The organism is Yoonia sp. R2-816, assembly GCF_046762905.1.
Classification (GTDB): domain Bacteria; phylum Pseudomonadota; class Alphaproteobacteria; order Rhodobacterales; family Rhodobacteraceae; genus Yoonia.
In genome coordinates this window covers 1-14,164 of the sequence record NZ_JBKQXN010000216.1, presented here as the reverse complement: position 1 = coordinate 14,164, position 14,164 = coordinate 1, and the positions used below count along the sequence as shown (strand labels likewise).

Below are 14,164 nucleotides of genomic sequence, written 5' to 3'. Positions count from 1 at the left end.
GGGGCAACGCGTGTCCCAAGGAAACCTCTCACAGTCATCATTTGACCTGACGCGTGCATTGCACGCATAAGGTGAAATGACTCGCAGATTGGTGAGCCCTATGCGGGCTGTGAAAATTGGCCTTGGAATGAATCTCTGCCGTGATGCAATACTTGTGTCAGGCAGACGACAAACAGGAACCAAAAGATGTTAAAGGTAACTCAACATGCAAGCGCGCTCGCGATGGCGGCATTGCTTGGAGCCTTCACTGCGCTGCCCGGTCAGGCAACAGCGCAAGTTTTCGACCCGGATCTTTACGAAGGTGGTAAGGCACGTGTCTATCTGTCTTCCAATCTGCGATCCCTCAGCGAGGCTGTCACCGCGACTAGCTGCCGGCTGAATGCAGGCATTCAGGAGGATGCCGCAAAATCCGATCTGGAAAGTATCCGGTCGGACTTCAACGCGATTCTGATGGGGCTGCGTGACGGTGATACCGCACTTGGCATCCCTACAGCGGAAAGCGACAACCGCAACCTGCAGGTGCTTCAACGGGTGACGGATGCGTGGTTGCCCATCCGCGCAGCCACCGAAAACATGTTGTCGGGATCGGCAACTGAAAACGACGCGCGGACAGTGCGCCAGAACTATCGGGATTTGTTTGAACTGACCGTCGTTCTGGCTTCTGACATTTCCGGCGTTTACTCTGACCCGCAGGAATTGCTGCAAAGCGACGCGACTGTGCTGAACTTTGCCAGCCGCCAGAAAACCTTCGTCAACCGTATGACCCGCGCCATGTGCGGCCTTGCGGTCAGCGCGCCGGAGCTTGGGACGGTTGAAGAACTGCGCGAAACGGTCGACTTGTTTGACCGATCGCTGGTCGCCCTGCGTGACGGTTTCCCGGATGCCGGGATCAACCCGCCGCCCAACGACGCGGTCAAGAACAGCCTGAGCGCGACTTATGATCTGTGGAGCGCCGAGAAGGGTGTTTTTGATGCCGCCCTTGCGGGTGACACCATCACCGCGGATATGGTCGCTGCCTCCAATGAGCTGACCCAGAAGCTGGAAGTTGACGTCAATAACGCGATCACGCTCTATCTGATTGCTGTTCCGGGGCAGGAAGGGGTGTATCGGGTGCCCCTGCAGGCCTATGCCGAAAACGTGCTGTCGCAATGGATCATTGATCCTGACCTGATTGACGCGATCAAGGCACAAAACGTCGAACATGCAGACCTGTCCGAGGACGATATCATTGCGCTTGACCAGACATGGCGGGCCGAGGCTGATGCGGGCGGCGGTCCACTGATCACCGAATTGTTGTCAGGGCCAGTTTCTGCCTGGTTGCTCGATCAGCAAAACGCCACAGCAGGCTTGGTGACAGAAGTATTCGTCATGGACAATAAAGGCCTGAATGTCGCGCAAAGTGTCGAGACATCGGATTATTGGCAGGGTGACGAAGCCAAGTGGCAAGAGACCTATGGCCGTGAAGATGGCGGGTTGCACATCAGCGATGTGGAGTTTGACGACAGCACAGGGTTCTATCAGACCCAGGCATCGCTTCCAATCGTCGACCCTGCTACGAACGAGCCGATCGGGGCCATCACCTTTGGCATCAATATCCAGAGCCTGATGTAAAAGACGAACCGTCACGCAAGCGCCATCCACTAAGCGCGTGTGCAGATCGGAGTACCAAATTGCGGGCGGTCGGTTTCATCCGGCCGCCCGATTTTTCGTTCTGATGGTGCAACTGTAAGGTGATCCGTTTGACTATCAATTTACTGACGACAGTCATCTCAAGCGTCATTCGATATCAACCTGAGGAATATATGATGCAAACCCCTGTCTCCCTGGGGTGGTTTCACCCAGGGATTGCCTTCAGAAATTATTGACATATCGAGACGGCCCTAGGCAGTACGGTGTTAGCGCATAAACAGGTCTTGTTACGCTCTTTTAAGGCACGTTCCCTCGCGTCAGGTGACGGTTAGCGTCATGCCTAAAAGTCAATTTAATTCAGTGGCTTAAAGACAAGATGCCCATAAAATAATCTTTCGTCCCATGAAAATGCGGTATGCGGCGGCATGCCTTCCTTACAAGTAGAGTCACAACCACACATTTCATTTTTGTAGTTGTAGTTTCGTTGAACTGGCCTAAGCTTGGTCGCAAGAGGCGCGGAGTTAGCCCCGTGACAAATTGACTAGTGAAGAAATGCTCGCCTCTATGTCATAGGGAGAACAATACATGACTTATAGTTTTATCCGTGGTCTTGGTTTTGCAGTTGCAGCATCCGCTGCGTTTTTCACCGCGACGACAAGTTCAGCACAAGACTGGGCACCCGATCGTCCTGTCGAAATGGTCATCATGGCCGGGCAAGGGGGCGGTGCTGACCGTCTGGCGCGTCTGTTCCAGTCGATCATCCAGAAAGAAAATCTTTCCACGATGCCGATCCTGCCCGTGAACAAGGGTGGCGGCTCTGGTGCGGAAGCATTGCGCTATCTGGCTGACAACGAGGGCGAAAACCATTTGATCATGGCGACCCTGAACAGCTACTACACAACGCCACTGCGCAATGACATTGGTGTCGACATTGAAGAGTTCACACCAATTGCACGTATGGCGCTTGATACGTTTGTGCTGTGGGTCAATGCCGACAGCGATATCGAAACGCTTGATGACTATGTCGAAGCTGTCCGCGCTGCTGGTGGAAGCTGGAAGATGGGCGGTACTGGCACGGGCCAGGAAGACAGCCTCGTGACAGCCATGCTTGAAAACGAGTTTGGCATTTCAGTCACATATGTGCCGTTCTCGGGCGGTGGTGATGTGGCACGTAACCTGGTGGGTGGCCATATCGATTCATCCGTGAACAACCCGTCTGAAGCGCTGGGCTTCTATCAGGCCGGTAACCTGCGCCCGATTGCAGCGTTCACGCCTGAACGCATTGGGGCCTTCCCCGACACCCCGACGATGGGTGAACTCGGCCACGATCTGGTTTACTGGATGCAGCGGTCGTTTGTTGCGCCAAAGGACATGGCGCCAGAGGCTGTGGCCTACTACACCAACATGTTTGAACAGCTCAGCCAGTCGGAAGAGTGGCAGACATACACCCAGGAAAAGGCGCTGATGGCGGAATTCCTGACAGGTGATGAACTGCAGGCCTACTTCCTGGAAGAGCGTGAAAAACATGCTGAGTTGCTGAATACGATGGGCGAAGGCTCCTAAGCCTTTTCCTAAACTTATCCAGTGGGGCGCGGTGATTTCGCTGCGCCCCAACACTCACCACTATCCAATAAAAACGAGACGAGATCATGTTGACGGCTGATCGAATGATCGCAGCGGCCCTGATGCTGTTGTCCCTGTACTTTATGTGGCATGCCATTGAATTGCCGATTGGTTGGAACGGCATGACAGGCGGTCCCGGAGGCGGCGCGTTTCCGTTCTGGCTGTCAGCGATCATGTTTCTGGCCGCGGGCGGCATTCTGATCAGATCGCTTCGCGGCAACTCGGCCTATTCCGGCGACTTTTTTGACCCCGAAACACTGCGCTCTGTCATCGGCGTGATTATCGCGCTTACCGCTACCGTTGCGCTGATCCCGTGGGGCGGGGCCTATATTGCATTGCCGCTTTTTTTGATCTGGTATCTGAAAATCTTTGGCAAGCATGGTTGGGTGCTGACGCTTTCATTGACATTGTCCACCCCGATTTTCCTGTTTTTCTTCTTTGAGGTGACCCTCAAGATATTGCTGCCAAAGGGGCTGACCGAGCCGCTATTTGTGCCGCTTTATGCGATGTTCTTTTAGGGGCGGCCGATCATGGAACTGTTAGGACATCTTGCGGACGGCTTTGCCACATCGCTGTCGCCGCTGAACCTGATGATCGTGATCCTTGGCGTCACCGCCGGGCTATTCATCGGGGCAATGCCGGGCCTTGGATCGGTCAATGGCGTGGCCATTGTGCTACCGCTGACATTCATTGTGCCGCCGTCCTCGGCGATTATCCTGCTTGCCGCGATTTATTATGGGGCGATGTACGGGGGCGCGATCAGTTCGATCCTTTTGGGCATACCGGGTGCGTCAACATCGGTCGCGACCACGTTTGACGGGCGACCGATGGCGCAACAGGGCAAAGCCGGGCTGGCCCTGATTGCCGCCGCAGTTGCGTCTTTTGTCGGTGGGACCGTATCGGTGGTCCTGTTTACGCTGTTTGCCGCGCCACTGGCCGATGTGGCGCTCGCCTTTGGACCGCCGGAGGAATTCGCGCTTGTGCTGCTGGCCTTTACGACCTTCGTTGGTCTGGGCGGCGATGACGTTCTGAAAACTATCATCATGATCTGCCTTGGGCTGATCCTGTCGACCGTGGGTCTTGACCTGATTTCCGGTCAGCCGCGCCTGATCTTTTTCGACCAGCCTGGATTTTATTCAGGCGTGAGTTTTCTGGTGCTTGCCATCGGGATCTACGGGGTGGGTGAGATCCTTTACACCATTGAGACGTCTAAATCGGCCCCAAGTGTCACACCGGCCAAACTGACCTTCAAAGAGCTCAAGCTGGGCATCCAGCAAATGAACAAGCTGTGGCGCACGATGAGTTTTGGATCAATCATGGGGTTCTTTGTTGGCATGTTGCCAGCAGCGGGCGCCACACCGGCCGCGCTGATGGCCTATGGCTTGTCCAAGCTGATGTCGAAAAAGCCCGAGACCTTCGGCAAAGGCAATATCGAAGGGGTGGCCGCCCCGGAAACAGCGAACAATGCCGCCTCGACCGGATCGCTGCTACCGATGCTAACCCTTGGCATTCCAGGATCGCCTACAACGGCGCTTCTGCTGGGGGGAATGGTGATGTGGGGGCTCGTACCCGGGCCGATGCTGTTTATCGAACAACCCGACTTTGTCTGGGGTCTGATCTCATCGCTTTATACTGCCAACCTTGCCGCCGTGCTGGTGAATTTGGCGCTGATCCCGGTCTTTGTCTGGGCGCTGCGGATGCCATTTACGGTGCTCTGTTCGATGGTGCTGATCCTGTGCATTGTGGGCGGCTATGCCCCCAGCCAGAAAATGCATGATGTATGGCTGATCGTTGGCTTTGGCGCCGCCGGTTACCTTCTGCGCAAGGCTGATTATCCGATGGCCCCATTGGTGCTCGCCGTTGTGCTGGGACCGCTGATGGAGAAAAGCTTTCGCCAGACGCTGATTTCCGAGCAGGGCAATGTGCTGGCATTTATCGAACGCCCGCTCTCTGCTAGCTTCATCGCGCTGAGCGTCGTTTTCTTCCTGTTACCGCTTCTGAAACATGTGCGCCGCTTGTTTCGGGGCAAGCGGGCCGAAGTCTGACCACAAGTTGAATATCGAATAACCAAGGACGAACCCATGTACACAACGATGAAAGAACTCTTGTCGGGTCACCCGGGCGATGCACCGGCGATCGGCGCACCGGGCAAAACATGGTTGAGCTACGACGCCTTGCGGGGGCTGACCGATGAGGTGGCAGCGTCGCTTCATGGGATGGGCGTGGGCAAAGGGGACCGGGTGGCGATCGTCCTGCCCAACGGACCCGAAATGGCGACGGCATTTGTGACCATCGCACTAGTTGCCACCACGGCGCCCCTGAACCCGGCCTATCGCGAGGAGGAATATGATTTCTACCTGTCTGATTTGAAAGCCAAGGCGCTTGTCGTCATGGCGGATGATGATGGCCCGGCGGTCGCCGCAGCGCAAAAGGCAGGCATGGCGATTGTACGGCTATCTGTGCCTGAGGGTGCAACGGCAGGGTATTTCAGCCTGTCCTCTGATGTGACGGGTGCTGCGGATGGCGGGGAACCATCCGCCGATGACGTGGCCCTGATCCTGCATACATCGGGCACAACATCACGCCCCAAGATCGTGCCGCTTTTGCAATCAAACATCGCGGCCTCTGCCGAACATATCCGCGCTTCGCTTGAACTGACGGCTGCTGATCGCTGCATGAATGTCATGCCGCTGTTCCATATCCACGGGCTGATTGCGGCGGTTACCGCATCGCTGGCGGCCGGTGCATCGATCTGGTGCGCACCGGGGTTCAACGCGCTGCAGTTTTTCACTTGGATGAAAGAGGCGCAGCCGACCTGGTACACGGCCGTGCCGACCATGCATCAGGCTATCCTGAGCCGGGCAGGGCGCAATGCCGATGTGATTGCGGAAACGCCGCTCCGCTTCTTGCGCTCATCCTCCGCCTCGTTGCCAGCGCAGGTGATGGTGGCCCTGAACGAAACCTTCAATGCGCCCGTGGTTGAGGCTTATGGCATGACGGAGGCGGCGCATCAGATGGCCTGCAATCCGCTGGCATCCGGCACCCAGAAACCCGGTGCGGTTGGCATTCCGGCAGGTCCGGCGATGCGGATCGCCCATGAAACCGAGAATAAGTTGATCGACGGGACAGGGGAGGTTGTGATCTCCGGCCCCAATGTCACGCCCGGATACGAAGGTAACCCAGAGGCCAATGCCAAGAACTTCTTTGAGGCCGATGGCGCACGCTGGTTCCGCACTGGTGATCAGGGGGCGTTTGATGACGAAGGATATCTGCATCTGACCGGCCGGTTGAAAGAGATCATCAACCGTGGCGGCGAAAAGATCAGCCCGTTGGAGGTGGATGGCGTATTGCTTGACCATCGCGATATTGCTCAGGTCGTCACCTTTGCATTGCCGCATCCGAAGCTGGGGGAAGAGGTCGCTGCGGCGGTGGTGCTGAAAGAAGGGTCGGAGGCGACCGATAAGGATATCCGTGCCTTTGCGGCGGACCGCATGGCGGATTTCAAGGTGCCGCGCAAGGTGATCATCATGGATGAAATCCCCAAAGGTGCCACCGGCAAGATGCAACGGATCGGCCTGGCTGAAAAGCTGGGCCTGATCGAGAAAGCGTAAGTTATGAAAATCTGTATTTTCGGGGCAGGGGCCATTGGCGGCTATATGGGTGTCAAGCTCGCGCAGGCCGGGGCTGACGTCAGCCTTGTGGCACGAGGGCCGCATCTGGCGACAATGAAGGACAAGGGGCTGACCCTGATCGAGGAAAACAACGATCCGGTGACCGTCCCGGTCACGGCCAGCGACAACCCCGCCGATCTTGGCCCGCAGGATTACGTGTTCGTCACGCTCAAGGCGCATTCGGTTCCACCCGTCGTGGACAAGATGCAGCCGTTGATCGGCGATGACACAACAATCGTCAGCGGTGTGAACGGCGTGCCGTGGTGGTATTTTCACAAGATTGGCACCGATCTGGAAGGCACGCGGCTAGAAACGGTTGATCCCGGCAATGCCCAATGGGACGGTTTTGGGCCGGATCGCGTGCTTGGCTGTGTCGTATACCCGGCCGCCGAGGTTTCAGAACCCGGCACCATCAAACATATCGAAGGCAACCGGTTTTCGCTTGGCGAACCCGATGGCAGCAAATCTGACAGGGCCATGGCCTTGTCAAAAGCGCTGTCCGCGGCAGGTCTGAAAGCACCGGTGCGCCCTCGCCTGCGTGACGAGATTTGGGTCAAGCTTTGGGGCAACCTGTCGTTTAATCCGATCTCGGCGCTGACCCATGCAACCCTTGATGTGCTTTGCACCGATCCCGGTACGCGCGCCGTTGCGCGCGGCATGATGCTCGAGGCGCAAGAGATTGCCGAGAAGCTGGGCGTGAAATTCCCGATTGATGTGGATCGCCGGATCGATGGCGGGGCCGCTGTCGGGGCGCACCGGACATCGATGCTGCAGGATCTGGATGCCGGGCGGCCCATGGAAATCGACGCGCTTGTCGGATCGGTTCAGGAACTGGGGCGCGTCACCAATACACCAACACCGACAATCGACACTGTTCTTGCGTTGATCCAGTTGCGCGGCAAATCGGCAGGTCTTTACGGACGTTGAGTGAACGGAAAGGGCAAAGTTGTGGCCATCAAAAACATTCTTGTTGCATATAACGGCTTTCCCGGCTCCGAAGCCGCGTTGTCGGGGGCTGTTCAGATGCAGGCCCATTATGATGCCCATCTGACCGGTCTTTTTGCCCATGGCGGGTCAAAACTGTCGCAACAGATCCAGCCCTGGATGCCGCAAAAGGTCAAAGACGCGATCATGGAGGTCGAGGAACAGTCGAACCAGAACATCAAGGAAAAGTTCGACGAGGCCAGCGCGCCGGTGCCCGCAGACAAGAGACACTGGATTGAAAGCGAGGGGCCCGTTCAGCGCACTATCGCCGCCTATGCAAGGCTTTATGATATCATTGCCTTGGGCATACACGAGACGACCCCGGAATACCGGCAATCCCATATCGAAATCTATCCGGACCGGATCGCACTTGATAGCGGGCGACCGGTGATCATCTTTCCATCGGGCAATGACAGCAAGGTTTCTGGTCGCCGCGTTGTGGTGGCATGGGATGGCGGGCGCGCGGCAGCGCGGGCGCTCGCTGATGCGATGGGCATTCTGGGAAAGGACGACAGGATCGAAATTGTTTCGGTCGGTAGGGCCCCGCTTGCCCGATCATTGCCGGGGTTTGACGTGTGCAAAGTGTTGGAGCGTCATGGGTTTTCTGTGACCCTGACAGAACTGCCACGCGGTCGCGATTCCGTGGCCGAGACATTGATCAAGCATTGCGAAGCGGTTGCCGCAAACCTGCTGGTCATGGGGGCCTATGATCACTCACCACTCCGTGAAGGGCTGATCGGCGGTGTGACGCAAGACATCGCCATCAAGACCCGAATTCCGGTCCTGATGAGCCACTAACGGCCCAGCACCAGTTCAGCCTTCAACCCTCCTAGTTTTTCACTATCGCTCAGCCGCAGCACGCCCCCGTGGGTGCGCGCAATGTCCGAGACGATGGACAGGCCAAGGCCTACGCCGCTGCCCTTGTCCTGATTGCGGGCCGGATCGAGCCGCACAAAGGGGTTGATAGCCTCGTCGCGCTTGTCCGCCGGGATGCCGGGCCCGTCGTCTTCGACGTAAAAGCGAACAGCCCTTTCTGTGACGCTGACCCCGACCTCAGCATGTGAGCCATAACGCAGGGCGTTGCTGACAAGGTTTTCCAACGCCCGGCGAATGGCCAGCGGTCGCAGGCCAACCTCTTCTCGTGGCCCTTCGATCACGCCGGCGCTTGCATTTTGCCCCATCCGTTTGGCATTCTCCAGCACGTCTTCGACCAATACCTGCGGAACAGTAGGCTCCATACTGTCACCTGCATCGCTGCGGGCAAAATCCAGAAAGGCGCTGACAAGCCCTTGCATGTCGTCCACATCACGCAAGAGCGGCTCGACATCCTTGTCATCGAGCATCGACAATCCCAGTCGCAGCCGGGTCAGCGGGGTGCGCAGATCGTGGCTCACCCCTGACAACATCAGCGTGCGGCTTTGCGTCTGGCGTTCCAGCCGGTTGCGCATATCCAGAAATGCCATGCCGGCTTCACGCACCTCAACGGCGCCGGTGGGGTTGAAAGGGACGACCCGGCCCTTGCCATAATCCGCCGCCGCTGCTGCCATCCGTTTAATCGGGCGCAGTTGATTGCGCAGGAACACATAAGCAATGGCCGTCATCACCGCGCCCATCACCGCCATGATCACCAAAAGCTGGTGCGGGTTGGATGCGGACACCCGCCTGCGGCTGAATTCCATCTGTAGAATGCCATGGCGGGTCTCGACCCACATCCGCACGCGGCGCCGATCCTCCAGCGAAATAGCGATCACATTGGCCACGCCCTGACGGATCGATTCAATTACCATCTGCCCGGTCAGATCGATCCGCGGCTTGATATCGGCATCACCCGGTGTGGCAGGCAGTAGCGTCAAGATTTCAAGGGGTGCATCCAGTCTTGAAATGGCTTCGCGCGCGCTTTGCAGATCAGGGGCGTCATTGACGCTGTCAATCAGGAAGCGCAGTTCAATATTGACGGCACTTGTCATCAGGCGTGTTACCCCGTCAAAGTGGCGCTGAATGAAAACCACAGAGACAAGCAATTGCAACAGCAGAACCGGCAGGACCAGGATCAGCGCGGCCCGGCCGTAAAGGCCACGGGGCATATAATTCTTGATCCAACGAAACAGCATGGGCGGAACCTACCGGCAGAATGCGCGAACGGAAAGCACGGATGAACGACGCAGCGGCGTCCTTTGCGCCTAGGACGGGTGTGCCTTTCCGGCTCGCACCGGATCTGGCGCTCGTTCTGGCCCCGAACCCGTCACCGATGACCTATCTGGGCACGAACAGCTATGTTCTGGGCAAGGACAAGCTGGTCATCATTGATCCTGGGCCCGATAATCCGGATCATCTGGCGGCGCTGCTGGATGCCATCGCGGGTCGTCCGGTGACCCACATATTGGTGACCCACACCCACCTTGACCATTCACCGCTGGCCCGCCCGTTGAGCGACGCTGTCGGCGCCCCGGTTCACGCATTCGGCAACAGCCGGGCAGGGCGCAGCGAGATCATGAACCAGCTTGCCGCCGAAGGCCTGACCGGCGGGGGCGAAGGCATCGACCGCAGCTTTGAACCGGATGCCATCCTGCGGGACGGTGACATGATTGATTTTCCGCAAAAGCCGATCACGGCACTGCATACACCGGGCCATATCGGCAATCATCTGTGTTTCTGCTGGGGCGATAGGGTCTTCTTTACGGGTGATCATATCATGGCTTGGTCCACATCGCTCGTGTCACCACCGGACGGTGATCTGACGGATTTCATGCGCTCCTGTGATCGCCTGCAAAACATGCCCGCAAGAATCTATTACCCGGGTCACGGGGCGCCGGTGACCGATCCCAAGGCGCGGCTGGCGTGGCTGATTGCACATCGGCGCAACCGCGAGGCCCAGATTATCAAGGCACTTGCTGACGGATCTGCGACCGTCAACGCTTTGACAAAAGTAGTGTATACCGATGTGGCGCAGGGGTTGCTCCCCGCAGCCGAACGTAACGTTTTTGCACATCTGATCGACCTCGCAGGGCGCGGTATTGTCGTGGCGCGGCCCGCGCTTGGCGTGGCCGCCGAATTCACGATCTCGGACGCCGCAGCTGATGACCAGACTTAATCCAAAAACCTGTCGAAACCTACTGGACGCGGCCAAAACGCATTGCTATATGGCCTCGAGTGTTCCGACGTAGCTCAGCGGTAGAGCAGTTGACTGTTAATCAATTGGTCGTAGGTTCGATCCCTACCGTCGGAGCCAATTAACGCTTGGTTGTAAAGCAAAAACGGCGATCCTCGGGATAGCCTTTTTTCGTTTTTGCAACGCAGGCGCGCTTTCCGGAGCTTGCTTCACGTTGTAGAAGACAGGCGACATTCGGTATTGTATCAAGGGCATGCCACCAAATATGGTTGGCGAAGCGCGCTGCTTTGCGTTAGTAAACTGCCAGTTCACCATTCCTGAATCATGGGAACGCAATGACAACATAACGGCAGGGGCAGGCGACGTTGAAGCGGAGTGGCTTGGGCAAGTTCAATGGCGCCGTTTCCATCCGCGACAGACCTGCTGACATTGAAGACCGTGCTGTATCAGGGCACTGGGAGGGCGATTTGATCACTGGCTCTGGAAACAGCTTCATTGCAACGCCGGTCGAGCGCAACACGCGCTTTGTGATGTTGGCAAAGATCACCAATAAAGACAGCCACAGCATCATTCAGGCGTTGATAAAGCAGTCCCGCAAGCTGCCAAAAGAGCTGTACCGCTCCCTGACATGGGATCGCGGCACCGAGATGGCAGGCCACAAGGCGTTCACTTTGGTGACCGATATCGATTTCTTTCTGTGCGAGCCTCACTCGCCATGGCAACGCGGCACAAACAAAAACATAAATCGTTTGCTACGCCAGTACCTTCCAAAGTGCACAGATTTGTCGATGAATAGCCAAGCAAAGCTCAGCGCTGTTGCAAGGCAGCTCAATGAGCGACCACGAAAAACGCTGGGATACCAAACGCCAGCAGAACGGTTCAACGCGTGTGTTGCAGCGATCCGTTGAAATCACCACCTTTTTCTGACGTTGGTGCAAATTGCAGCATCCCGTACCTTCGGGCTAGCAGCGAGCTTTCGCCGACATCGTTTAGATGTCTATCGTTCGGGATGTTTGTCAGCTTCGCTAGAACGATGTAATGGCTCGCGAAGTGCGGCTCAATGGTGTACGTTAATTCAACTGGCCGCTTTCAGGGTTTACTATCAAGGTCGGCTGCTTGTTCTACGACATGGCGCGCTCTATGGTCGCCCCGGTCTGCCCAATTCACTTGCAACCCGCTGATCTGACAGCTTGGTGTCTGCAACCTTTCGTCAATACGTCATAAGCAAAATCCAACGTCCTTCGCTAGTTTGTGTCTTGATCCTAGCTAACGCGAAATGAAGACATCTACCTGAGCTTTACCTTGTTCGTCAGTCGCAGCGTCGGCCATAGTGCGGGATTCTTTGGGGTTGTCCCTATAGTCGACGCGTTTGGGTGGGGGTTCAAGGGTGGCTGCTGGCAGCATGTGTCAGAGGGGCCTCAGGATACCGCCAGATCCAGAAGGGCCTCGAGATAGGCCTCCACAGTATCGGGCCCGTTTGGTGCTTTTTTGCCATTCATGACGCCAGCACCCCACACCACCGTGGCCCATTGCAGTATCCGTTGCCGATCAATGCCCGTGGCATCGGCAAAAAGCATCGCCCTGCGCGCAACACAATGGATGAAATCATCAACAGTGAGATCCCCAGAATCAGGTGTCAGTACAAGCCGATATTCCGCTGCCGGGTCGGCGCACAAGCCCTTTGGATCAAACAGGCGTGGCCCGTTGGGCGTGAGTATCGCGTGCTGAAACTGCAAGTCGCCGTGAATGACCGTCTCAACCTCGGTCGTTTTTAGCAGACCGTCCAGAATTTCCGCAACCTTTTTGCATAATTTCTGCCGCTGGCCAGTCTGGGCAGCCGCCGCCGCCTTGAAGGCATTTGGTGTACGGGCTTCGCGTATCTTGCGATAGATCAGGTGATTCTTAAATTTCACCTTTGCGAGCTTGGCGACCACATGTGCCAGATGCTCTTCGGCCTCAACTGTCTGTCCTTCGGCGATCAGCGTTGCGAGCGAAGGTCCATCGAGCCATTCCATCAAAACTGCGCGGCGCATTGGGCTCGCGCGATAGATTTTGAGCGCGATATCGTCGGGTAGCGCTTTGAGAAAGGGGATTGCGGCGCGCTCGCCAGAGAGGTGCAGTTTTCGATAGAGCTTTAACACTGCCGGTCCGTTTGCCGTCTCAACCTTGTAGACGGCACGCGATTTGTTATGTTGCAGCTGATCGCCTAGAGTGAGATCCCAGCGCGCTGCAATCCGAGATGCCCGATCTGTCAGTATATTGTGTTCTGGCATGATTTCGCCCAATGCGTCGTACTGGAGGGCGCGTGACAGATTGCCGGCGCCATTGCAAGTCAATGTCATAACACTTGAACTGCTACCCAGATAGTGCCCAGGCGCCGTGAGAATGGGTGGTATCTGCCGGAGTAAGGAGTAGTCCATGTCTTTGACGATCTTCTCGCCAGGGCTCTTCGTTGTCTTTCTCATCGTCCACTCCTCGGTGGCTACGATGAGCAACAAATCCTCTCTTAGTAAATAACCCTATTTAGACCCATAAGCGCTGACGTCAGACAAACCCAACCTTCTCGACAAATTCTCCCGCGCTGTGCGGAAAGCCATTGCCTAGAACTGAGGAATGGACTGCTCCGCACGTACGAGATATTCCACAAGCTGTTTTTTGCATTTGCAGCGAATGGCAGGAATGACGGGCAGCGGCACCGCATGCGGATTGGGTGGAGAGTGACCGCTATGCGCCGTAGGTCTCGGGGCAGGGCACTTTATGGGTCACCACGATTGAGGGAAGGACCTTGTTCCAGTAACTTGGTTGGCTAGAAAGCCATGTCGGCTGCGTTAGTATCCGACGCGTGCCAATGACGCAGAACGTAAAACCGCTTGCTGACATCAACGTGTAACGCATGGGTCAGAGAATTTGCTGAAAACCGTAAAAACACTAAGCCGTTGAATGCTAGGGGACATCAGTCTCAATTAACTCGGTCTCATTATTTACGTACTCCGACAGTGACGTCAGTTGTGAACTCACGCTGAAGTGCAGTTCCTGATATGTCGTTTTACTCCAATCGGTTCTGGATTTCCATCAGCTTGGTTTCGAAGATCTCGGCAGGGGTGTGATACCCGAGGCACTTGCGCGGTGTGGAATTGAGGCGGTGGCA

General features: G+C 56.6%; 10 protein-coding genes, 1 tRNA gene and 2 pseudogenes. 10 read left to right on the top strand and 3 right to left on the bottom strand.

Going from position 1 to position 14,164, the window contains the following annotated elements; translation table 11 throughout:
- Nucleotides 1-186: 186 nt before the first annotated feature.
- From ACFWW2_RS14195 to ACFWW2_RS14165, 7 genes are all read left to right on the top strand, one after another.
- Entirely contained in the window at nt 187-1,611 is a 1,425-nt protein-coding gene (locus ACFWW2_RS14195) for a type IV pili methyl-accepting chemotaxis transducer N-terminal domain-containing protein (protein ID WP_393928837.1), read from the top strand.
- 603 nt (nt 1,612-2,214) lie between these two features.
- Nucleotides 2,215-3,192 (top strand): tripartite tricarboxylate transporter substrate binding protein, encoded by a 978-nt coding sequence (locus tag ACFWW2_RS14190; protein WP_393928835.1) that lies wholly within the window; start codon nt 2,215-2,217, stop codon nt 3,190-3,192.
- An 86-nt stretch (nt 3,193-3,278) separates the two neighbouring features.
- On the top strand, nt 3,279-3,770 hold the full coding sequence (locus tag ACFWW2_RS14185; protein ID WP_393928833.1) for a tripartite tricarboxylate transporter TctB family protein: 492 nt from the start codon (nt 3,279-3,281) through the stop codon (nt 3,768-3,770).
- Nucleotides 3,771-3,782: 12 nt separating this feature from the next.
- Nucleotides 3,783-5,297 (top strand): tripartite tricarboxylate transporter permease, encoded by a 1,515-nt coding sequence (locus ACFWW2_RS14180; protein ID WP_393928831.1) that lies wholly within the window; start codon nt 3,783-3,785, stop codon nt 5,295-5,297.
- Between the two features lie 36 nt (nt 5,298-5,333).
- Nucleotides 5,334-6,863 (top strand): acyl--CoA ligase, encoded by a 1,530-nt coding sequence (locus ACFWW2_RS14175; protein ID WP_393928829.1) that lies wholly within the window; start codon nt 5,334-5,336, stop codon nt 6,861-6,863.
- Between the two features lie 3 nt (nt 6,864-6,866).
- Nucleotides 6,867-7,850 (top strand): 2-dehydropantoate 2-reductase, encoded by a 984-nt coding sequence (locus ACFWW2_RS14170; RefSeq protein WP_393928827.1) that lies wholly within the window; start codon nt 6,867-6,869, stop codon nt 7,848-7,850.
- A gap of 21 nt (nt 7,851-7,871) precedes the next feature.
- Entirely contained in the window at nt 7,872-8,705 is an 834-nt protein-coding gene (locus ACFWW2_RS14165; protein ID WP_393928825.1) for a universal stress protein, read from the top strand.
- Here the strand turns inward: ACFWW2_RS14165 and ACFWW2_RS14160 are convergent.
- A complete protein-coding gene (locus tag ACFWW2_RS14160; RefSeq protein ID WP_393928823.1) occupies nt 8,702-10,018 on the bottom strand; it encodes an ATP-binding protein in 1,317 nt (438 codons plus the stop codon). The two genes, ACFWW2_RS14165 and ACFWW2_RS14160, sit on opposite strands and share 4 nt — an antisense overlap.
- Before the next feature lie 41 nt (nt 10,019-10,059).
- On the opposite strand from ACFWW2_RS14160, the gene ACFWW2_RS14155 reads away from it, so the two are divergent.
- The 3 genes and pseudogenes from ACFWW2_RS14155 to ACFWW2_RS14145 all read left to right on the top strand — a co-directional run.
- Nucleotides 10,060-10,998 (top strand): MBL fold metallo-hydrolase, encoded by a 939-nt coding sequence (locus ACFWW2_RS14155; RefSeq protein WP_393928821.1) that lies wholly within the window; start codon nt 10,060-10,062, stop codon nt 10,996-10,998.
- A gap of 63 nt (nt 10,999-11,061) precedes the next feature.
- A tRNA-Asn gene (locus tag ACFWW2_RS14150) sits at nt 11,062-11,136 on the top strand.
- Nucleotides 11,137-11,399: 263 nt separating this feature from the next.
- Nucleotides 11,400-11,924 (top strand): annotated as a pseudogene (locus tag ACFWW2_RS14145) (IS30 family transposase); the annotation flags it as partial.
- 510 nt (nt 11,925-12,434) lie between these two features.
- On the opposite strand, the gene ACFWW2_RS14140 reads toward ACFWW2_RS14145, so the two are convergent.
- Together ACFWW2_RS14140 and ACFWW2_RS14135 are read right to left on the bottom strand one after the other, a co-directional pair.
- Nucleotides 12,435-13,514, bottom strand: a complete 1,080-nt coding sequence (locus ACFWW2_RS14140) for an aminoglycoside phosphotransferase family protein (RefSeq protein WP_393928819.1) — start codon at nt 13,512-13,514, stop codon at nt 12,435-12,437.
- Nucleotides 13,515-14,062: 548 nt separating this feature from the next.
- A pseudogene (locus ACFWW2_RS14135) lies at nt 14,063-14,164 on the bottom strand (integrase); the annotation flags it as partial.

Excerpts from the sequence above, each read along its gene's own strand:
- ACFWW2_RS14195 (WP_393928837.1), top strand. The coding sequence starts at position 187 with ATGTTAAAGGTAACTCAACATGCAAGCGCGCTCGCGATGGCGGCATTG.
- ACFWW2_RS14190 (WP_393928835.1), top strand. The coding sequence starts at position 2,215 with ATGACTTATAGTTTTATCCGTGGTCTTGGTTTTGCAGTTGCAGCATCC.
- ACFWW2_RS14160 (WP_393928823.1), bottom strand. The coding sequence starts at position 10,018 with ATGCTGTTTCGTTGGATCAAGAATTATATGCCCCGTGGCCTTTACGGC.
- ACFWW2_RS14180 (WP_393928831.1), top strand. The coding sequence starts at position 3,783 with ATGGAACTGTTAGGACATCTTGCGGACGGCTTTGCCACATCGCTGTCG.
- ACFWW2_RS14155 (WP_393928821.1), top strand. The coding sequence starts at position 10,060 with ATGAACGACGCAGCGGCGTCCTTTGCGCCTAGGACGGGTGTGCCTTTC.
- ACFWW2_RS14185 (WP_393928833.1), top strand. The coding sequence starts at position 3,279 with ATGTTGACGGCTGATCGAATGATCGCAGCGGCCCTGATGCTGTTGTCC.
- ACFWW2_RS14175 (WP_393928829.1), top strand. The coding sequence starts at position 5,334 with ATGTACACAACGATGAAAGAACTCTTGTCGGGTCACCCGGGCGATGCA.
- ACFWW2_RS14170 (WP_393928827.1), top strand. The coding sequence starts at position 6,867 with ATGAAAATCTGTATTTTCGGGGCAGGGGCCATTGGCGGCTATATGGGT.